Source organism: Sphingomonas humi (assembly GCF_039536725.1).
GTDB classification, from domain to species: Bacteria; Pseudomonadota; Alphaproteobacteria; order Sphingomonadales; family Sphingomonadaceae; genus Sphingomicrobium; species Sphingomicrobium humi.
The window spans coordinates 1,327,867-1,346,962 of the sequence record NZ_BAAAZD010000001.1 but is presented as its reverse complement, the minus strand read 5'-3'; the positions used below and the strand labels follow the sequence as shown (position 1 = coordinate 1,346,962).

Here is a 19,096-nt window from a genome sequence, read left to right as displayed (position 1 = left end):
GGGTGGGGAGCCGGGTGGTAGCCCGTCAAGCGGTCAGTCGTAGCCGCACAGCCAATCTTGGCGCCCGATCCGCTTGCAGCCGTGGATGCGCTCGCCAGTCAGCCGCAGTTGTTCGGCTTGGCTCAGGTCCTTGGGATTGCCTTCCGCGTAGCGGATAATCTTCACTCCGCCGTCGGGGATGCCCTCCAGATAGGGGATGGAGGCGGCGCGGCCGGGCCCAGCCTTGCTCTGCGCGTCAGCCATCTCCTCGCTGCGCAAGGCCAGCGAGGATGCTGCAAGCAACCTGGGTGTGACCCCGACGAAGGTTTCGACGAACCAGAGCGAACCAAGCACCAGCGGTATCGCAACAGCCGCACGCCGCCGTTGGGGTGGGAGATGATCCTTGTGGCGAGCACTCGCCGCTCGGTCGATGGCGAATGCCAGGACGACGATCCAGAAGATCAGGTGCGGGATGGCGGCAAAGATCCAGTAGCGGTCGTACAGCTCTTTCCAGATCAGGTTGAGGAAGATGTAGATGGCCCCCAGCAGCAGGGCGAGCCGCTCCTCGGGCATGAGCCGGCTCAGCATCGCAAGCTCACCTTTCCGCCCGCGTGCCGGTCGATGCGCCCGGCCAGATCGAGTTCGAGCAGGACCAGCTGCACCGCGCCTGGCTCCAGCCCCGACAAGCGCACGATCTCGTCCACCGGTGCCGGCGAGGGGCCAAGCAGCTCCTCCACCCGCGCCCGCTCTGCCGAGTCCGGCTCGGCGCTGACCGGCACGTCGGGCGCATAGGAGAACAAGCCTCTCCCCGACCGCACTCCGCCCAGCCCCGGCCGAAGCGCTTCCATCACCTCGGCGGCATTCTGCACCAAAGTCGCGCCGTCACGGATCAGTCCGTTACAGCCCTGCGCACGCGGATCGAGCGGACTGCCCGGCATCGCCAGCACGTCGCGCCCCATCTCCGCCGCCAGCCGGGCGGTGATCAGCGATCCCGACCGCGGCGCCGCCTCCACCACCAGCGTCGCGGGGCACAGGCCGGCGATAATCCGATTGCGATAAGGGAAGTGCCGCGCCCGTGGCTCGGTGCCCGGCGGCATCTCGGCCAGCACCAGCCCCTGCTCGGCCACCGCGCGCTGAAGCCGCTCGTTCTCGGGTGGGTAGAAGATGTCGAGCCCGCCTGCGATCACCCCGATCGTCCCGCTCGCCAGCGCGCCTTCATGCGCAGCCGCATCGATCCCCCGGGCAAGGCCCGACACCACAACCACGCCTTCCCGGCCGAGATCATGGGCGATCCCCCGCGCGAACCGGCACGCCGCCGCGCTCGCATTGCGGGCCCCCACCATCGCGACGCTTGGTCGCTCGAGCAGCGACAGGTCGCCAAGCGCGGTCACCAGCGGCGGGGCATTGTCGGCCTCGGCCAGCAGCGGCGGGTAGAGCCCCTGCCCGATGCTGAGATAGCGCCCGCCAAGCGCCGTGACCCGCGCCATCTCCCGGCTCGCCTGCTCTTCGCTGCACAGCGCCGGCATCCGTCCGCCGCCCCGCGCCGCCAGGTCGGGCACCGCGCGCAGCGCCGCCTCCGCGCTGCCGAACCGGGCAAGCAATTGGCGAAAGGTGATGGGTCCGATGCTCTGGCTGCGGATCAGGCGGATCCGGGCGAGTAGGTCGGCCTCGCTCAAGCCTTCGACCGCCCCACGCGCGGTTCGCTGCCGGCGCGCAGGCGGGCGATGTTCTCGCGGTGCTTCCACAGCACCAGCAAAGTCAGGGCCGTCAGCAGCGGAAGCAGGTCCGACCGCTGCTGGGTCCAGGCGAACAGCGGCGCCGAGATCGCGGCAGCCATCCCGGCCAGCGAGGAAAAGCGCAGGACCAGGAGGAAGCCGATCCACATCGCGGCGTAGATGGCGGCGCCGGCCGGGAACAATGGGATCAGGACGCCAAGGTAGGTGGCGACCCCCTTGCCACCCCGAAACTTGAGCCAGAGCGGGTAGAGGTGCCCGATCATCGCCGCGCCTGCCGCCGCCACCTCGTGTGCCGGGAAATAGCGCTGAGCGATCAGCACCGCCGCGGTGCCCTTCAGCGCATCGAGGATCAGCGTTGCTGCCGCCAGCCCCTTGGACCCGGTGCGCAGCACGTTGGTCGCGCCGATATTCCCGCTGCCGATTTCCCTGATGTCGCCCTTGCCGAACAGGCGGGTGAGGACCAATCCGAAGGGGATCGATCCCAGCAGGTAACCAATCGCGAGGGCGGAAAGCAGAAACGATGACATTGCCGGATCAAGCCTAACAGCCCGCCGCGCCAGCGCAACTGCAAGGCGACGGTACCAGCCATCCGTAGTTTGCCGCGCTGGCTCGCCCCGCTAGGTTCTCGCCCATGATGCTCCAGCGCACGACCATCGCCGTTGACCGCCTGGACGCCGCCGTCGCGCGGCTGACGCCCAAAGAGCGCGAATGCCTCGAGCGCTGGCTGAGCCACGCCACTGCCAAGGAGATCGCGCTCGATCTCGGAATTACCCACCACGCGGTCGAGAAGCGCCTGAAGTCGGCCCGGGCCAAGCTCGGCGTGACCTCGACGCTCGACGCGGCGCGGCTGCTGGCGGCGGCACCGAGCTACGGTCCGACCGTATCCCACTCGCCGGAGGTGGCCTCGGACCAGGTCGCCGGGCAGGCCCCGGACATCGATCCGCCTGCCGTGCCCCGTGTCCGGCGAAACCTCGTGCGGATCGCAGCAGGAGTATCCGTCATGTCGATCATTGCTTTGTCCGCCCTCCTCCTTGCCGGCGCGCAGGCCCCCGGCACCGCGCCCCAGCCCGCCGCCGCCGCCGCGCCGCGGGTGTTCACGGTGACACGCTCCGCCAATCAGAAGGCCGAGCTCGAAAGCGCGCTGCAGGCAGCCTTTTCGGCGCTCGACCGCAACAACGACGGCACGATCGGCGGCACCGAGCTGACCGCCGCCAGGTTTCGCGTGCTGCGCATGGACGGGGCAGGGTCGGGCGCGAAACCCGAAGCGGACGGACTGCTCGGCCTCGACGCCGACAAGGACGGCCGAGTCACCCGCGACGAATTTCTCGCCGGCATGACGGCAATGAGCCGCCGCCCCGCCACCGGCGGCTGACCTCCCCATCGCGTCATTGCGAGCCGAAGGCGAAGCAATCCACCGCGCCACACGCGCCATGGATTGCTTCGTCGCTCGGTCCCCGCAATGACGCTCCGGTGAGCCCCGATGCCCCCATCCTCTTTTTCGATTCCGGCGTCGGGGGCCTCAGCGTCCTCGCCCCCACCCGTGCGCTGCTGCCCACCGCGCCGATCGTCTATGTCGCCGACAGTGCCGCCTTTCCCTACGGCACCCGCTCGGAGGCCGAGATCGCGGCCCGCGTCCCCACCCTGCTCGGCCGGCTGACCGAACGCTTCGCCCCGCGCCTTGCGGTGATCGCCTGCAACACCGCCTCGACCATCGCCCTGCCCTTTGTCCGCGCCGCGCTCGATATCCCGGTGGTCGGCACCGTCCCTGCGATCAAGCCCGCCGCCGAGTGCTCAAGGACCCGCGTGATCGGCGTGCTCGGTACCGAGGCGACCGTCCGCCAGCCTTATGTCGACGACCTCGCCGCCCGCTTCGCCGCAGACTGCACGGTCCTGCGCCATGGATCGGCCGAACTGGTCGGCCTTGCCGAGGCCAAGCTTGCCGGCGAACCGATCGATCCCGCCGCGGTCGCCGCCGCCGTCGCCCCGCTGACCGGGCGCGACATGGACGTGGTGGTGCTCGCCTGCACCCACTTCCCGCTCCTCGCCGAGGAACTGGCGACCGCGCTGCCCGGCGTGGCGCAGGTCGACGGCGGCCCCGGCATCGCCCGCCGCATCGCCCATCTCACCGCCGGTCAGCCATGGCCGGTTCAGCCGCCACCCGGCATCGCGGTGTTCACCGGGGTGGGACCAAATGTCACATTGGCGGCGGCGCTGGCGAGGCATAATCTCACCGACATCCGCCAGGTCTGAAATTTGCGAGTCGTTTGCATTGGCCTTGGCTTCGGCAATTGATTAAGGGCGCCGCAAGGCAAGAGGCACTCAAGCGTTGGACTACAACTCAGTCTTTCAGGCAGCGATCGATCGGCTGCACGACGAAGGCCGTTACCGGGTCTTCATCGACATCCTCCGCAACAAGGGCTCGTTCCCCAATGCGCGCTGCTTCGCCGGCCATAACGGCCCGAAGCCGATCACCGTGTGGTGTTCGAACGATTACCTCGGCATGGGCCAGCACCCGGCCGTGATCGCCGCCATGGAAGAAGCGCTGCACGATGTCGGCGCGGGCTCAGGCGGCACCCGCAACATCGGCGGCAACACCCATTATCACATCGCCCTCGAGGCCGAGCTTGCCGACCTTCATGGCAAGCAGTCCGCGCTGCTGTTCACTTCCGGCTACGTCTCGAACGAGGCCGCGCTCTCCACCCTCGGCAAGCTGCTTCCCGGCTGCGTGATCTTCTCGGACGAGCTCAACCACGCCTCGATGATCGCGGGGATCAAGAATTCGGGCTGCGAAAAGCGGATCTTCCGCCACAACGACCTCGCCCACCTCGAGGAGCTGCTCGAGGCCGAGGATCCGGCGACGCCCAAGCTGATCGCCTTTGAAAGCGTCTATTCGATGGACGGCGACGTCGCCCCGATCGAGGAGATCTGCGATCTTGCGGACCGCTACGGCGCGCTGACCTACCTCGATGAAGTCCATGCGGTCGGCATGTACGGCGCGCGCGGCGGCGGTATTTCGGAACGGGACGCGGTCGCCCAGCGGGTCACCATCATCGAAGGCACGCTCGGCAAGGCGTTCGGCGTGATGGGCGGCTACATCGCGGCCGACAAGAACATCGTCGACTGCATCCGCTCCTACGCACCGGGCTTCATCTTCACCACCTCGCTGTCGCCGGTGCTGGTCGCCGGCGCGCTCGCCAGCGTCCGCCACCTCAAGGCCAGCTCGCAGGAGCGCGAAGGCCAGCAGGCCGCCGCCGCCATGCTGAAGCGCAAGTTCGCCAACGCCGGCCTGCCGGTGATGGACAGCGTCACCCATATCGTGCCGCTGCTGGTCGGCTGTCCGGTCCGGGCCAAGCGGATCAGCGATATCCTGCTCGCCGAATACGGCTTCTACGTGCAGCCGATCAATTATCCGACCGTCCCCCGCGGGACCGAGCGCCTGCGCTTCACCCCCGGCCCGCAGCATGACGCGGCGATGCAGGACGAACTGACCGGCGCCCTGGTCGAAATCTGGGGCCGGCTGGAGATGCGCGAGGCGGCCTAGTCCTCCGTCGCCGCGGCGACCGTCACCGGATCAGCACCCACCCGCTCGTGGCGCAGCACAGCGCCAGCCCGGCGCTCAACGGTACGCGCAGCGTCATCCACCAACCCGGCGCCAGACCGCGCTGTACCAGCAAAGCGTCGACCGCCAGCGCCGCAATTAGCGCCGCGGCAAGCCCGAACAGCGCCGACGGCGGCTGGAACGAGAAGATCGCCGCCCACCCGGCCAGCGCGGGCAGCACCGCGATCGCCAGCAGCCCCCAGCCGGGCCGCTCCTGCCTGCTCGCAAACCCCCACCAGGATCCGCCGAGGAAACTGAGGATCACCGCGGCATAGGTCAGCACGAAGCCCGGCATAGACGGCGCGAACAAGCCAAGGTCGAGCAAGGCTCCGGCGGTCAGCGCCACCGGCGGGATCAGCCCCGCAAGGCCGAGCACAAGGGCAGGAAGGGGAATGCGCATCCTTGCAGCATGAAGCGGCGCCGGAACGAACGCCAGCCTGTCCTACAGGCCGCCTTTCCTGCTATGCTCCCACCATGTCAGCGGCCGCTCCCACCGTCATTCGCCCAGCCGGACCGGGCCGGATCCAAGCGACGAAGTGGACAAAGTGAAATTGAAGGCAGTTCTACTTTTTCACGGGTCCGCCCGCTGCTCCCCGGTGGCCTGTTTGAACCGGCCCTGCTAGGGCGCGCCCGTGACCATCGCCCTCGCCTCGGACCATGCGGGCTACGTCCTGAAGGACGAGCTTCGCGACTGGCTGCGCGAGGCGGGGCATGAGGTGCTCGACCTCGGCACCAACGGCCCCGAACGCGTCGACTATCCCCGCTTCGGCAGCCTGCTCGCCGAGGCGATCGCCGCCGGCAAGGCCGACCGTGGGATCGCTGTCTGCGGCTCGGGCATCGGCATCTCGATTGCCGTCAACCGCAATCCCGCCTGCCGCTGCGCCCTGGTCAACGAGCCGCTGTCAGCCGCCCTCGCCCGCGAACATAATGACGCCAACGTCCTCGCGCTCGGCGCCCGCCTGACCGGCATCGACCTTGCCAGGGCCTGTGTAACCGCCTTCCTCGACACCCCGTTCGCCGGTGGCCGCCACGCCGCCCGCGTCGACCAACTGTCCGCTCGCTCCGGAGACTGACCATGGCCACCGCCGCAAACCTCAACGACGTCCAGCCGCAGGGCTTCTTCACTCGCAACCTCGCCGACGCCGACGCGGCGGTCGCAGCGGCGATCAGCGATGAGCTCACCCGCGAGCAGACCCAGATCGAACTGATCGCGTCCGAAAACATCGTCAGCCGCGCCGTCCTCGAGGCGCAGGGCTCGGTGTTCACCAACAAATATGCCGAAGGCTATCCCGGCCGCCGCTATTATCAGGGCTGCCATCCGTCCGACGCGGTCGAAACGCTTGCGATCGAGCGCGCCAAGCAATTGTTCGGCTGCGGCTTCGCCAACGTCCAGCCGCACTCGGGCGCGCAGGCCAATGGCGCGGTCTTCCTCGCCCTGCTCCAGCCCGGCGACACCATCCTCGGGATGAGCCTCGCCGCCGGCGGCCACCTCACCCACGGCGCTCCGCCCGCCCAGTCGGGCAAGTGGTTCAACGCCATTCAATACGGCGTCCGCGAAGACGACCATCTGGTCGACTTCGACGAGGTCGAGCGCCTCGCCCTCGAACACAAGCCCAAGCTGATCATCGCCGGCGGCTCGGCCTATCCGCGCATCCTCGACTTCCCCCGCTTCCGGGCGATCGCCGACAAGGTCGGTGCCTATCTGATGGTCGATATGGCCCACTTCGCCGGCCTCGTCGCCGCGGGCGAGCACCCCTCGCCCTTCGGCCACGCCCATGTCGTCACCACCACCACCCACAAGACGTTGCGGGGGCCCCGCGGCGGCATGGTGATGACCAATGACGAAGCGATCGCCAAGAAGATCAACTCGGCGGTCTTCCCCGGCCTTCAGGGCGGCCCGCTGATGCATGTCATCGCCGCCAAGGCGGTCGCCTTCGGTGAAGCGCTGCAGCCCGACTTCAAGAGCTACGCCAAAGCCGTCATCGCCAACGCCCGTGCGCTGGCCGGTCGTCTGAAGGAGCGCGGCGCCGACCTCGTCGCCGGCGGCACCGACACGCACCTCGCCCTCGTCGACCTCCGTCCCCTCGGGATCACCGGCAAGGACGCCGATGAAAGCCTCGAGCGGGCCGGCATCACCTGCAACAAGAACGGCATTCCGTTCGACCCGCTACCGCCCTTGAAGACCAGCGGTATCCGCGTTGGCACGCCCGCCGGCACCACCCGCGGCTTTGGCGAAGCTGAATTCCGTGACATCGCCGACATGGTCGCCGACGTGCTCGACGGGCTCAAGGCCAATGGCGCGGACGGCAACGCCGCGGTCGAAGCCCAGGTGAACGAGCGTGTCCGCGCGCTTTGTGCGCGTTTCCCGATCTACCAGGACTGAGATGCGCTGCCCTTTCTGCGGTGACCAGGACAGCCAGGTGAAGGACAGCCGGTCGTCGGAAGACGGCGCGGCCATCCGCCGTCGCCGCCAGTGCGAAGGCTGCGGCGCCCGCTTCACCACCTTCGAACGCGTCCAGCTTCGCGACCTCGTCGTGATCAAGAAGGACGGCAGCCGCGAAGCCTTCGACCGTGCCAAGCTGGCCCGGGCGATCGGCTTTGCCAGCGCCAAGCGCGACATTCCGTTCGAGAAGATCGAACGGCTGGTGTCGGGCATCCAGCGCCAGCTCGAAACCAGTGGCGATGAAGTCCGCGCCGACATGATCGGCGAACGCGTGATGGCGGGTCTCAAGACGCTCGACCATGTCGCCTACATCCGCTTCGCCTCGATCTACCGCGACTTCTCCGAAGCCAGCGATTTCGCCGAGATCGCCGAGGAAGTCGGCGAGCCTGCCGACGAACTCCCCGCACCGCCGGGCAAGCTGCTGTGAGCGCGCCGCCGCCCGTCATCGTTCTCGTCCAGCCCCAGCTCGGACAGAATATCGGCAAGGCCGCTCGGGCGATGCTGAATTTCGGCCTGACCGAGATGCGCCTCGTCGCCCCGCGTGACGGGTGGCCCAATCCCGACGCCGGCCCGGCGGCAAGCGGCGCGGACCTTGTGCTCGAACGCGCGCAGGTGTTCGACACAGTCGCCGACGCCATCGCCGATTGCAGCCAGGTGTTCGCCTCCACCGTTCGCAAGCGCGATGTGGTGACTCCGGTGGTCGGCCCCGAGGAGATGGCCAGCGCCATTCATGCCCAGCCCGGCCGCTCGGCGATCCTGTTCGGGCCCGAACGCTCAGGGCTCGCGACCGAGGACGTGGTTCTCGCCAGCCACATCGTCACCGTCCCGATCAATCCCGAATTCGGCAGCCTCAACCTTGCGCAGGCCGTGATCCTCCTCGCCTACGAATGGTCGCGCGGGGTCGCGCTGGCCCAGCCGACCCGCTTTGAGGTCGAACCGCGCGCACCGCAGGCCGACGTCGAGGGACTGATTGGCCAGCTCGACGACTATCTCGTCAAGGTCGGCTATTTCCATCCGCCAGAACGGGCCAATGCCACCCGGCACACCATCCGGACCATCTTCAACAAGACCGGCTGGTCTGCGCGTGAAACCAAGGCGGTGCGCGGGATGATCCGCGCGATCGCTCAGCCGCGGGTGCGGTCGAACACGTCCAGCTCGTAGGCGATGGAGGCCTCGATCAGCTGTTCGTAGAGGCTCGCGACCAGATCCCGGTCGAGCCCGGCATCGTCCGCCGCCGCATCGACGTTGGCAAGCACTTCGGCCTTGCGCTTCTCGTCGCGCACGGCGGCCCGGCCCGGCTTGATCCGCGCCGCCGCTTCCATGTAGCCGAAGCGGAGGGCAAGCAGGTCCACGATCGCCTGGTCGACCTCGTCGACGCCGGCGCGGACCTCGGCCATGGTGGTGCAATCTTCGGGGTCGAGGGGTTCGCTCATGCGTGCGGCCATGCCGTCCCGCCTTGACCTTCGCAACCCCTGCCCGTAAGGGCGCGCCTTCGCAATTGGCTCCGCACTCCGGTGAAGCGGTGGCCCTGCCCTGATCCGTCAGACCAGCAGCGCGGCTCCGGAACACGACAGAAACGCAATTGAAGGAAATACAATGTCGAAGCGCTCCAGCGCCAAGTACAAGCTCGACCGCCGCATGGGCGAGAACGTCTTCGGACGTCCCAAGAGCCCGGTCAACAAGCGTGAATACGGCCCCGGCCAGCACGGTCAGCGCCGCAAGGGCAAGATGTCGGACTTCGGCATCCAGCTGCGCGCCAAGCAGAAGCTCAAGGGCTACTACGGCGACGTCACCGAGAAGCAGTTCAAGCAGACCTTCCAGCAGGCCAGCCGCATGAAGGGCGACGCCAGCCAGAACCTGATCGGCCTGCTCGAGCGCCGCCTCGACATGATCGTCTATCGCGCCAAGTTCGCGCCGACCATCTGGGCCGCCCGTCAGCTCGTCAGCCACAACCACATCCGCGTCAACGGCGTGAAGTGCAACATCGCCAGCCGCCGCATCAACGTCGGCGACGTGATCGAGCTCGGCCCGAAGGCGCAGGAAATGGCGCTGGTCATGGAAGCGCAGAGCCTGGCCGAGCGCGAGATCCCCGAATATGTCACGCCGGACGGTACCTCCAAGGTGACCTACACCCGCGTGCCGACCCTCGACGAGGTGCCCTATCCGGTCCGCATGGAACCGAACCTCGTGGTCGAATTCTACTCGCGCTAAAGCCCTTAACGCTTTCGCGACACGAGAGGGCGGTCCTGCGGGGCCGCCCTTTTGCGTTTACCCCCTCCTTGCTAGGCGCTTGCCCATGTCCTCCGCACTCCTGCCGCCGCCCGAATGGGCCCCGCACGCCGCCATGTGGATCGGCTTCCCGAGCGACCCGGAGCTGTGGGTCGACGACCTTGCCCCCGCGCAGGAGGAAGTGGCGGCGCTCGCCCGCGCGCTCCATGCCGATGGCAAGGGCGAGGAGATCATCCTCGTCGCCGCCGATCCGGATGCGGCCGCGCAGGCGCGCCGCCTCGCCCCCTTTGCGACGGTGATCGAGGAAGCGTTCGGCGACATCTGGCTGCGCGACACCGGTCCGATCGTCCTCGGTTCCGGCGCCGGACGCCGCGCGCAGGGCTTCGGCTTCAACGGCTGGGGCGGAAAGTATGACCTGCCGGGCGACGACAGCATCGGCGAGCGGCTGGCTGCCGCCGGCGCCCTGCCCTATGCCAAGGCCGACTGGATCCTTGAAGGCGGCGCGGTCGACGGGGACGGCAGCGGCCTGTTCGTCACCACCGAGCAATGCCTGCTCAATCCCAACCGCAACCCCGGCCTCTCCCGCCAGGCCGTCGAGGAGCGCCTTGCCCGCGACCTCGGCGCGACCCGCGTGCTGTGGCTGGGCGAGGGCCTGGCGAACGACCATACCGACGGCCACGTCGACAACCTCGCCCGGTTCGTGGCGCCCGGCCGCGTGGCGCTGCCCGAAGCGGCCGCGGACGACGATCCCAACGGAGCCGTCTATGCCGATGCCGCGGCGCGGATCGAGGCGGCGGGACTTGAGATCGTCCGCCTGCCTTCACCCGGGCGGATCGAGGCCGATGGCGACATCATCCCCGCAAGCTACATGAACTTCCTCATCGGCAATGCCGCAGTGGTCGTACCGCTTTATGGCAGCGCCAACGACGAGGCAGCGGTCGCGGCGGTCCAGGCGCTCTTTCCCGGGCGTCTTGCAGTGGGCCTGCGCGCCGACCACATCCTGACCGGCGGTGGCAGCTTCCACTGCATTTCCCAGCAGATCCCCGCCTGAGGACGTCCATGAGCAAGATCACAGTCGCGGCCCTCCAGCTCGAGCTTGGAGGCGACACCGCCACCAACATCGCCGCGGTCACCGAGCTGGTCCGCGAGGCCGCGGGCAAGGGCGCTCAGGTCGTGCTTCCGCCCGAACTGTTCGAAGGACCCTATTTCTGCCGGGTCGAGGACGAGGGGCTGTTCGAGACCGCCATGCCGACCGACCGGCACCCGAGTGTCCTGGCGATGCAGAAGCTCGCGGCAGAGCTTCGTATCTGGATCCCGACCAGCTTCTTCGAGCGCGACGGGCCGCATCATTACAACAGCCTGGCGATGGTGAACCCCGACGGGGCTGTCGCCGGCCTTTACCGCAAGAGCCACATCCCCGACGGCCCGGGCTACGAGGAGAAGTTCTACTTCCGCCCGGGGAACACCGGATTCAAGGTGTGGGACGGGCCCGAGGCGGAGAAGCTCGGCGTCGGCATCTGCTGGGACCAATGGTATCCCGAGACCGCGCGGGCGATGATGCTGATGGGCGCCGAGATCCTGTTCTACCCGACCGCGATTGGGACCGAACCGCACGACCCCGACCTCGACACCAGCCGGCTGTGGCGGCGGGCGATGATCGGCCATGCGGTGTCGAACGTCGTCCCGGTCGTCGCCGCGAACCGGATCGGCACCGAGGGCGGCCAGCGCTTCTATGGCCACAGCTTCATCTGCGATGAGCGCGGCGACCTGCTGGCGGAGTTCGGCGCGACCGAGACGGGCGTGCTGGTGGCGGAGCTCGACCTTGTCGCCGCCCGCCGTCACCGCGCCGCCTTCGGCTTCTTCCGCGACCGCCGACCCGAGCTTTACGGGCGGCTGGTGCAGGACATCTGACGCAGCGAAGTTGTCGAAGTTGACAGGGTCCGGGGGGTACGTCGCGAAGGTGTTCCTCCCGCGAGCCCTCCACTGGCCACGCACCTGACCGGCCAGGCAAGGTGGCAGTCGACAAATAGAAAGAGCCTGCAGCGAACCGATTTGGTTCTTGGAGCAGATCAATTCCTACATGGCAAGGCGGCGGAGCGAGGGAGTTGCCCCCGGCCCTCCCTTACCGGCTGACCGAGGCCATCGACGCGGCCGGGTAGCGGTCGCCCTGCGCAGCGCCGGCCGGAAGCGCGGCATCGATCCGGGCCAAGTCGTCGCCTGACAAATGGATTTCCAGCGCGCCGAGATTTTCCTCCAGATACTTGCGCCGCTTGGTGCCGGGGATGGGCACGACGTCCTCGCCCTGCGCGAGCACCCAGGCGAGGGCGAGCTGCGCGGGCGTGCAGCCCTTGTCCCCGGCGATGGCCGCGACGGCGGCGGCGAGGTCGAGATTGTTCTGGAACGCCTCGCCCTGGAAGCGCGGGTGGCTTCGCCGGCTGTCCCCTTCGACGAAATCGTCGGGCGACTTGATCTGCCCGGTGAGGAAGCCGCGACCGAGCGGGCTGTAGGGGACGAAGCCGATGCCGAGGTCGCGGCAGGTGGGCAGGATCTCGGCCTCGACGTCGCGGGTCCACAGCGAATATTCTGTCTGAAGCGCGGTGATGGGATGGACCGCATGGGCGCGGCGGATAGTGTCGGGCGCCGCTTCGGACAGGCCGAGGTGGCGGACCTTGCCGGCGGCCACGAGCTCAGCCATCGCGCCAACGGTATCCTCGATCGGCACCTCGGGATCGACCCGGTGCTGGTAGTAGAGGTCGATGACATCCAGGCCGAGCCGCTTGAGGCTGGCGTCGCACGCCGAGCGGACATAGTCGGGCCGGCCGTTGACGCCGAGGAAGGTGCCGTCTGGCGCGCGCATGTTGCCGAACTTGGTGGCGACGACGACCCATTCGGAGCGCTCGCGCACCACGCGGCCGACCAGCTCCTCGTTCTTGCCGGTGCCGTACATGTCGGCGGTGTCGAGGAAGTTGACGCCGAGATCGAGCGCGCGGTGGAGGGTCGCGACCGACTCTGCCTCGTCGCGATCGCCGTAGAAGTCGGACATCCCCATGCAGCCAAGGCCAAGGGCGGAGACCTGGAGGCCTTGGCGGCCGAGCGTGCGCATCTGCATGGGGGGATGATCCTTGTTGGCCACCGGGCGGCCGAATGGGGTGGAGAGGAAGCTCAACGGCCCGAGACGTGACCCGGTTTCCTGGCGAGCGGGCCTAAAGCTCCTTGCGCCAGTAGATGCTGTCGAACCACTGGCCGCCGATCAGCCAGGTCTTCTCCGCCCGCCCCGTCTCGACGAAGCCGTGGCGCTGGAGGAGGCGGATGCTGGCGGTGTTGCGGGGATCGGTATCGGCGGTGAGAAAGGCGCTGCCGCAGCGCTTCCGATGGGCGAGGAAGGCGGCGAGCGCTTCGCTGGCATAGCCCTTCCCCCAGTGCGCGGGGTCGAGGAGATAGCCGAAGTCGGGAAGCTGCCAGGCGCCCATCTTGCCGATGCATGCGCCATCCAGCGTGACGATGAAGTCGTCGTTGTTGTCGGGCGGATGGATCATGCTGCGGACCCAGTCGGCGGTCTGCCGAACGCTTTCGTGCGGCAGGGTCGACCAGTAACGCATGGCGGTCGGATCGCGCATGATGCGGTGCATCGCGGCGACGTCGTCGATCCGGGCGCGGCGAAGGACCAGCCGCTCGGTCTCGATCGCTTCAACCATTGCGCAATTCCACCGCGCGGGCGAACACCGTTTCGAACATCGCGGGCGTCAGGCGGCGGGTGTTCTGGTTGTAGCGGCTGGAATGGTAGGTGCCGAGCAGGATGCGGCCATCGGGCGCGGTGACCTCGCTGCCATGGCCGAACTTGGCATGGGCGAGCTTCAGGCCGAGCGCACGGGCAGCGGCGTCATGCGCGATCTTGCCCAGCGCGACCAGCACGCGGACTTTGGGCAGGCTGGCGAGCGCGGTTTCGAAATAAGGGCGGCAGGTGGCGATCTCGATCGGCTCGGGCTTGTTCTGCGGCGGCAGGCATTTGACCGCGTTGAGGATCAGCGCGCCGCGGATCTGCAGGTCGTCCGACGGATCGGCGCGATAGGTGCCGGTCGCCAGCCCGAACTTGAGCAAGGTCGCGTAGAGGAGGTCGCCAGCGAAATCGCCGGTGAAGGGCCGCCCGGTGCGGTTGGCGCCATGCTTGCCGGGCGCCATTCCGACCACCGCGAGCCACGCGCCGGGATCGCCCCAGGCGGGAACGGGCGCGTTCCACCAGTCGGGATGCTCCTCGCGGCAGGCTTGCCGCAGCGCGACCAGCCGCGGGCAAAGCGGGCAGTCGCGCGGCGCTTCAGCCTGCGGGACGGGAGAAGTGACGGGAGGCGGGTCGAACAGCATGATGTCCCCGTCATTGCGAGGTGCGCGCGGCGACGCAATCCATTCGCGCGCGCCGAGCGATGGATTGCGTCGCTCCGCTCGCAATGACAGGGGAGCGTAGGTGAACCACCTTTACGCCATCGCCATCGGTTCGAACCGCCCGCACGGTCGCCACGGCCGCCCTGCCGGCGTCGTCGCGGCGGCGATCGCCGAACTCGACCGCCTGTTCGACCTGTTCGACGCCGCGCCCCTGGTCCTCAATCCCGCCACCGGCGGGGCCGGGCGCGATTTTGCCAATTCGGTGGCGATCGTCGAAAGCCCGCTGTCGCCGCCGGCGATGCTGGCCGAACTGAAGGCGCTGGAGCGGCAGTTCGGGCGGCGACCGGGCAAGCGCTGGGGAGCGCGGGTGCTCGACCTCGACCTCCTTGCGTGGGACGGCGGGCGGTGGCGCGACCGGCGGCTGACCATCCCCCATGCGCGCCTCGAGGAGAGGCCCTTCATGCTCCTCCCGCTGGCCGCGATCGCCCCGCACTGGCGTCTGCGCGGTTCGCTTACCGTCCGCCAGCTCGCCGCGCGGCTTGGCAAGCGGCGCGTGAAGCCCTAACTGCGCCCTCGCGTGGGCCGTTAGCTCAGTCGGTAGAGCAGCTGACTTTTAATCAGCGGGTCGCTGGTTCGAACCCAGCACGGCTCACGCCATGCCGTTTCTCTCAGCTGAGTCCTTTGATGCGGCATCGACAGGCGATGCCTTGGTGGTTCGAACCCAGCACGGCTCACGCCATGCCGCTTCTCTCAGCTGAGTCCTTTGATGCGGCGCTTAGCCGCCAGTGGGCTTGCGATTATTCTCGGCCAGCTGGCCTGCACTGGCGGACGGCATCACGAAGCGGAGCTTCTTGGCGGCCATGTCGATGGTCAGGCTGTCGAAGGCCTGCAGCGCGTTCATTCCGAGCAGCAGCGCGGGCCGGTCGTCGATGCGCATCGCCTTGAAGGTGTGCGCTTCGGCAAAGGCGATCCCGAGGCCGGTCAAGGTGACGCCGCCGACATCAAGATGACCTGCGATCATGAAGCTTGCCGGGAGCGTCGAGCCCGTCACCGATCCCAGCGTCACCGGGCGCTCGTTCCGCAACAGACCACGGCGTTCGAGCGCACGGCGAAGCGCTTCGTTGCCGACCGAGACTTCGCTGCCCGTATCGAGGACGACCGTCAGACGCTGTCCGTCGAGCTGCGCTTCGGTGACGATCAGGCGGCCCTCCCGGCGGCGGGCTTCGACCACGATCGCATCGGCGTCGCGGGCACGCGGGCGATCGCGGCCCGACGGCGTGATCGACAGCAACTTGTCGCGAAAATCGAACCGCACCATCGCCGAGCGCAGGACGTCGGTGCCGAGGATCCCGTCCGCCCCCACATGTGCGGCGTCGAGCAGCGGCGCGTCGACATCGGGCAAGGTGCGGGTGGCGACCTGCATGCCCCGAATGGTGGCGGTAGTGACCCTGGTCGCGCCGGTGACGCTGTGCAGTACCGTCTCGCGCCCGGGGGGAAGCCGGAGCTTGGCCGCCATCTGCCGCGATACCGCGCTGCGGTCGGCCGCGGTATCGACGAGGAAGCGGAAGGGCCCCTGGCTGCCCACCGCGACCCCGACGGTCATGCGCAGGTCGGGAAGCGCGGTCAGTGGGAGCTTCTCATCCTCCGCGGTGCCGTCGCGCGCGGGGGCGGACGTCGCTTCGAGGCGGGTGACGGCCGGTCCGCCTGCAACCGGTTGGGGAGCAGCCTGGGTCATTCCGAGCACCGCGGCGGTCAGGGCCAGAATCATCGGCCATTCTCCCCATCATTACCAAGATGACACTATACCTCACCGATGCGGGGGCCAAGCGCGCGACGCAACCGATTGGTAACCCCCTGCCGATTACGACATTTTCGAAGGACTTGGCGCCTGCCCTCGTCGCCCGGGAGCTATAATGTGGATGAGATGCCCGTCGAGACGACCCTCTACTCCCTGAGCGAGCGAACCCCGTCGCCCGATGACCGGCGCGACGGCGAGCGGCACCTGACGCTGTTTCGCGTCGGCACCATGATCATCGACGGCCGCCGCGAGCTGTGCCTGATCAAGAACATCTCCGCGGGCGGGGCGATGCTCCGGCTCTACAGCGGAAGCATCGGCCTCGGGCAAAAGCTGACGGTGGAACTGAAGCACGGGCAACCGCTGGTCGGGAACGTCGCCTGGGTGCGCGAGCCCAATGTCGGCCTCGCCTTCGACAAGCCGGTCGATGTGGTCGCGATGCTCAGCCAGAGCGAGGACGGCCCGCGGCCGCGGATGCCGCGGATCGAGACCAGCTGCTTCTGCACGCTGCGCGAAGGCGCGAGCATGGTGCGCGCGCGGGCCTGCGACATCAGTCAGGGCGGCCTCAAGATCGAGACGACGCATGCCTTTGCCCGCAATGCCGAAGTGGTGGTGAGCCTGCCCGGCCTGCCCCCGCAGCCCGGCATCGTGCGCTGGGCGGTGGACGGGTCGGCCGGGGTGACCTTCAACCGCCTGCTTCCGCTCCCGCTGCTGATCGAGTGGCTGAAGGCAAGAAACGGATCGCGCGCCGCCTGAAGGCCGCGCACGGCGCCGGGCGCCAGCTAATCATTCAAGCAGTTCCAAAGCGTGGTGAGGTCAGTCCCCCCGGGGCGGCGCGATCTGCGGGACACCCCACACCGACTCGAGTGCCTTTTCGGCGCGGCTGAGCGGCTGCGGCGCAATTCCGGGCCGGCGGAAGGACGGAAGCACGCGCGGACGCGGCACCGGAACGTGGCGAAGCAGCGCTTCGGGCGACAGCGGCTCGTCGAACTGCAGGCCGGCACGGTTGCCGTTGACCCACACGACCTTGCCCTGCACCTGCAGCTCGCCCTTGCGGAAGCGGACATGACTGCCTTCGATCGGAAGCCCCGCGGCTTCGACCAGGGCACCTTCGGCCGACAGGTTTCGAAGCTTCACGTCAAGCGTACGACCATTGGCCTCCACCGAAGCGGTAAGGAGAACATTGGAGCGGCGCTGCCGCCGGTTCTGTACCGTGCTGCTTTCATCCATGATGTACCGGAACTAAGTCCCAGCGGTAAAAATTTGCTTTATCATGGCTCGATTTCGTTTTCCCGTGCCGGTCGCCTTCGCGATGGCGGTGGCGCTCTTCCTGCTGCTTGGCCTGGTCGGCGGCGCGGCGTCGCTGTTCGACGTGTCCGCGATCCGCGCGGCAGCGCCGTGGCGCGATGCCCATCCCCACGCGACCAGCGCGGTCATCCTGTTCACCAAGCTCGGCTATGCGCCCCCGCTGCTGACCATGGCCGCGCTTGGCGCCGGTTGGCTGGCATGGCGGCGGGAATGGGTCCGGCTGGTCGCGATGGGCGCGGCGGTGGTCGGCGGGCGGATCGGGATCGAGCTGATCAAGCTGATCGCCGACCGGCCGCGGCCGGGCTTTGAAGCGCATCCAGTCGATGTCCATTCGCAGAGCTTTCCGAGCGGCCATGCCGGCAACAGCATGCTGACCTTCCTGTCGCTCGCCCTGTTCGTCGCGCCCGAGCGGTGGCAGCGGCCGGCGGTCGCCGTGGCGGTGATCGCGTCGCTGGCGATGGGGGCGACCCGGCCGCTGCTTGGCGTCCACTGGCCGACCGACGTGCTTGCCGGGTGGCTCTACGGCGCGGCGCTGGTGATGCTGGCGTGGTGGTGGGTCAGGCGCCGCGACGCACGAAGCGCAGCATGAGGTTGTTGGCCGGCATGTCGCGGCGTTCGGCAAGGTCGAAGCCGGCGGCCGAGGCTTGGGCGGCAAAAGCGGTGAGTTCGCGCAGGCCGTAGGTCGGGTCGCGCTCCTTCAATTTCTGGTCGAAGGCGCGGTTGGAATAGACGAGCAGTTCGCCGTTCACCCGCCAAGGCCCATAGAGGATCAACGGCGCGCCGGGCGGAAGCAGCCGCGCGGCGCCGGCCAGGAGGCCCGTCGAGGCATCGGGCGGCGATATATGGACGAGGTTGATCGCCAGAACGGCCGCAGCCTCGGCAACCGGCCAGTCGGCGGCGCGGACGTCGAGGTGAAGCGCCGGGCGCAAATTGGGAGTCCCCTCCTCTTCGGCCCAGGCGTCGATCGACGCGCGGGCTTCGGGATCGGGGTCGGTCGGCTGCCAGTCGAGGCCGGGGAAGGCCGCGGCGAAGTGCAGCGCATGTTCGCCGGTGCCCGCGGCAACCTCCAGCACGAGGCCGTGAGCGGGCAGCCATTCGCGCAGCGCGGCGAGGATCGGATCGCGGTTGCGGGCCGCGGCGGGCGCTTCGCGCTTCACTTTGCGGCGCGGGCGACAGCGCGGGCGCGGCGTTCGCGAACGGCCAGCCAGAGGAACAGGCCAAGCGGTCCGGCAAGGAAGATGAGCAGGAGGAAGGGCACCTGCACCAGGCGCGAGAAGTCCTTGTTGTCCGCATCGCGCCCGACCCACAGCCCGACGAACAGGTCGAAGGCGAGATAATGGGTCCAGCCGACGACAATCCCCGCATCGGTCATGAACAGCTTGCGCAGGCCCGCTATCGTATAGTCCGAATAATCGAACGGGCCGGCGGCCGCCCCGGCGATGGCGCCCGGATCGACAACTTTGCCGACCAGCAGCACCAGCAGCACGGCATAGGTGAGGCAGAGCAGGCCGACGCCCGCGAACAGGATCAGGCTGTGGGTCAGCGGCCGGCGCGGCAGCAGCAGCAGCGCCGCCCAGCCAATGACGGCGACGAGATTGGTAAAGCCGAACAGCGATTGCCACATCATCGTT

General features: G+C 68.4%; 25 protein-coding genes and 1 tRNA gene. 14 read left to right on the top strand and 12 right to left on the bottom strand.

Annotated elements, in window-relative coordinates; genetic code table 11:
- Positions 1-33: 33 nt before the first annotated feature.
- The 3 genes from ABD729_RS06815 to plsY are packed head-to-tail and all read right to left on the bottom strand — an operon-like array spanning position 34 to position 2,242.
- Positions 34-567: a hypothetical protein gene (locus tag ABD729_RS06815; RefSeq protein ID WP_344709401.1), complete on the bottom strand. Its 534-nt coding sequence runs from the start codon at positions 565-567 to the stop codon at positions 34-36.
- The gene (gene dprA / locus ABD729_RS06810; RefSeq protein ID WP_344709400.1) at positions 561-1,655 is read right to left on the bottom strand and encodes a DNA-processing protein DprA; all 1,095 of its coding nucleotides are present in this window, start codon (positions 1,653-1,655) and stop codon (positions 561-563) included. The genes ABD729_RS06815 and dprA overlap by 7 nt, the downstream gene beginning before the upstream one ends.
- Positions 1,652-2,242, bottom strand: coding sequence for a glycerol-3-phosphate 1-O-acyltransferase PlsY (plsY, locus tag ABD729_RS06805; protein WP_344709399.1), 591 nt, complete (start codon positions 2,240-2,242; stop codon positions 1,652-1,654). Before plsY ends, dprA begins: the two co-directional genes overlap by 4 nt.
- Positions 2,243-2,346: 104 nt before the next feature.
- Between plsY and ABD729_RS06800 the strand changes: the two genes are divergently transcribed.
- The 3 genes from ABD729_RS06800 (at position 2,347) to hemA (ending at position 5,256) form a co-directional block, all read left to right on the top strand.
- A complete protein-coding gene (locus tag ABD729_RS06800) occupies positions 2,347-3,087 on the top strand; it encodes an EF-hand domain-containing protein (protein WP_344709398.1) in 741 nt (246 codons plus the stop codon).
- Between the two features lie 98 nt (positions 3,088-3,185).
- The gene (gene murI, locus ABD729_RS06795) at positions 3,186-3,965 is read left to right on the top strand and encodes a glutamate racemase (protein WP_344709397.1); all 780 of its coding nucleotides are present in this window, start codon (positions 3,186-3,188) and stop codon (positions 3,963-3,965) included.
- Between the two features lie 76 nt (positions 3,966-4,041).
- Positions 4,042-5,256, top strand: coding sequence for a 5-aminolevulinate synthase (gene hemA / locus ABD729_RS06790; RefSeq protein WP_344709396.1), 1,215 nt, complete (start codon positions 4,042-4,044; stop codon positions 5,254-5,256).
- A 22-nt stretch (positions 5,257-5,278) separates the two neighbouring features.
- Here the strand turns inward: hemA and ABD729_RS06785 are convergent, their stop codons facing one another.
- The gene (locus tag ABD729_RS06785) at positions 5,279-5,713 is read right to left on the bottom strand and encodes a DUF3429 domain-containing protein (RefSeq protein WP_344709395.1); all 435 of its coding nucleotides are present in this window, start codon (positions 5,711-5,713) and stop codon (positions 5,279-5,281) included.
- Positions 5,714-5,945: 232 nt separating this feature from the next.
- Between ABD729_RS06785 and rpiB the strand changes: the two genes are divergently transcribed.
- Genes rpiB through ABD729_RS06765 form a run of 4 tightly spaced genes read left to right on the top strand, consistent with a single transcriptional unit; the run spans position 5,946 to position 8,917 of the window.
- On the top strand, positions 5,946-6,386 hold the full coding sequence (rpiB, locus tag ABD729_RS06780; RefSeq protein ID WP_344709394.1) for a ribose 5-phosphate isomerase B: 441 nt from the start codon (positions 5,946-5,948) through the stop codon (positions 6,384-6,386).
- A 2-nt stretch (positions 6,387-6,388) separates the two neighbouring features.
- A complete protein-coding gene (gene glyA, locus ABD729_RS06775) occupies positions 6,389-7,696 on the top strand; it encodes a serine hydroxymethyltransferase (protein WP_425564854.1) in 1,308 nt (435 codons plus the stop codon).
- Position 7,697: 1 nt separating this feature from the next.
- Positions 7,698-8,183, top strand: a complete 486-nt coding sequence (nrdR, locus tag ABD729_RS06770; RefSeq protein ID WP_344709393.1) for a transcriptional regulator NrdR — start codon at positions 7,698-7,700, stop codon at positions 8,181-8,183.
- The gene (locus ABD729_RS06765; RefSeq protein ID WP_344709392.1) at positions 8,180-8,917 is read left to right on the top strand and encodes an RNA methyltransferase; all 738 of its coding nucleotides are present in this window, start codon (positions 8,180-8,182) and stop codon (positions 8,915-8,917) included. The genes nrdR and ABD729_RS06765 overlap by 4 nt, the downstream gene beginning before the upstream one ends.
- On the opposite strand, the gene ABD729_RS06760 is transcribed toward ABD729_RS06765, so the two are convergent.
- A complete protein-coding gene (locus tag ABD729_RS06760; protein ID WP_344709391.1) occupies positions 8,881-9,189 on the bottom strand; it encodes a chorismate mutase in 309 nt (102 codons plus the stop codon). The genes ABD729_RS06765 and ABD729_RS06760 overlap by 37 nt on opposite strands.
- Positions 9,190-9,352: 163 nt before the next feature.
- On the opposite strand from ABD729_RS06760, the gene rpsD reads away from it, so the two are divergent.
- The 3 genes from rpsD to aguB all read left to right on the top strand — a co-directional run bounded on the left by rpsD (position 9,353) and on the right by aguB (position 11,896).
- Positions 9,353-9,967: a 30S ribosomal protein S4 gene (rpsD, locus tag ABD729_RS06755; RefSeq protein ID WP_344709390.1), complete on the top strand. Its 615-nt coding sequence runs from the start codon at positions 9,353-9,355 to the stop codon at positions 9,965-9,967.
- Positions 9,968-10,052: 85 nt separating this feature from the next.
- Entirely contained in the window at positions 10,053-11,036 is a 984-nt protein-coding gene (locus ABD729_RS06750) for an agmatine deiminase family protein (protein WP_344709389.1), read from the top strand.
- An 8-nt stretch (positions 11,037-11,044) separates the two neighbouring features.
- Positions 11,045-11,896, top strand: a complete 852-nt coding sequence (aguB, locus tag ABD729_RS06745) for an N-carbamoylputrescine amidase (RefSeq protein WP_344709388.1) — start codon at positions 11,045-11,047, stop codon at positions 11,894-11,896.
- A 211-nt stretch (positions 11,897-12,107) separates the two neighbouring features.
- On the opposite strand, the gene ABD729_RS06740 is transcribed toward aguB, so the two are convergent.
- The 3 genes from ABD729_RS06740 to ABD729_RS06730 form a co-directional block, all read right to left on the bottom strand.
- Positions 12,108-13,094, bottom strand: a complete 987-nt coding sequence (locus ABD729_RS06740; protein WP_344709387.1) for an aldo/keto reductase — start codon at positions 13,092-13,094, stop codon at positions 12,108-12,110.
- Between the two features lie 94 nt (positions 13,095-13,188).
- A complete protein-coding gene (locus ABD729_RS06735; protein ID WP_344709386.1) occupies positions 13,189-13,680 on the bottom strand; it encodes a GNAT family N-acetyltransferase in 492 nt (163 codons plus the stop codon).
- A complete protein-coding gene (locus ABD729_RS06730) occupies positions 13,673-14,344 on the bottom strand; it encodes a uracil-DNA glycosylase (protein WP_344709385.1) in 672 nt (223 codons plus the stop codon). The genes ABD729_RS06735 and ABD729_RS06730 overlap by 8 nt, the downstream gene beginning before the upstream one ends.
- Positions 14,345-14,444: 100 nt before the next feature.
- Between ABD729_RS06730 and folK the strand changes: the two genes are divergently transcribed.
- Both folK and ABD729_RS06720 read left to right on the top strand, forming a co-directional pair.
- A complete protein-coding gene (gene folK / locus ABD729_RS06725; protein WP_344709384.1) occupies positions 14,445-14,927 on the top strand; it encodes a 2-amino-4-hydroxy-6-hydroxymethyldihydropteridine diphosphokinase in 483 nt (160 codons plus the stop codon).
- A gap of 14 nt (positions 14,928-14,941) precedes the next feature.
- A tRNA-Lys gene (locus ABD729_RS06720) sits at positions 14,942-15,014 on the top strand.
- A gap of 123 nt (positions 15,015-15,137) precedes the next feature.
- On the opposite strand, the gene ABD729_RS06715 is transcribed toward ABD729_RS06720, so the two are convergent.
- Positions 15,138-16,130: an aspartyl protease family protein gene (locus ABD729_RS06715; protein WP_344709383.1), complete on the bottom strand. Its 993-nt coding sequence runs from the start codon at positions 16,128-16,130 to the stop codon at positions 15,138-15,140.
- A gap of 156 nt (positions 16,131-16,286) precedes the next feature.
- Between ABD729_RS06715 and ABD729_RS06710 the strand changes: the two genes are divergently transcribed.
- Positions 16,287-16,913: a PilZ domain-containing protein gene (locus ABD729_RS06710; protein WP_344709647.1), complete on the top strand. Its 627-nt coding sequence runs from the start codon at positions 16,287-16,289 to the stop codon at positions 16,911-16,913.
- A gap of 60 nt (positions 16,914-16,973) precedes the next feature.
- On the opposite strand, the gene ABD729_RS06705 is transcribed toward ABD729_RS06710, so the two are convergent.
- Positions 16,974-17,387 (bottom strand): PilZ domain-containing protein, encoded by a 414-nt coding sequence (locus tag ABD729_RS06705; RefSeq protein WP_344709382.1) that lies wholly within the window; start codon positions 17,385-17,387, stop codon positions 16,974-16,976.
- 43 nt (positions 17,388-17,430) lie between these two features.
- On the opposite strand from ABD729_RS06705, the gene ABD729_RS06700 reads away from it, so the two are divergent.
- Complete coding sequence (locus tag ABD729_RS06700; RefSeq protein WP_344709381.1) at positions 17,431-18,054, top strand: phosphatase PAP2 family protein; 624 nt, start codon at positions 17,431-17,433, stop codon at positions 18,052-18,054.
- On the opposite strand, the gene ABD729_RS06695 is transcribed toward ABD729_RS06700, so the two are convergent.
- Positions 18,023-18,622, bottom strand: a complete 600-nt coding sequence (locus tag ABD729_RS06695) for a DUF938 domain-containing protein (RefSeq protein WP_344709380.1) — start codon at positions 18,620-18,622, stop codon at positions 18,023-18,025. The genes ABD729_RS06700 and ABD729_RS06695 overlap by 32 nt on opposite strands.
- A complete protein-coding gene (locus ABD729_RS06690) occupies positions 18,619-19,092 on the bottom strand; it encodes an abscisic acid-deficient protein Aba4 family protein (RefSeq protein ID WP_344709379.1) in 474 nt (157 codons plus the stop codon). The genes ABD729_RS06695 and ABD729_RS06690 overlap by 4 nt, the downstream gene beginning before the upstream one ends.
- Between the last annotated feature and the right edge of the window lie 4 nt (positions 19,093-19,096).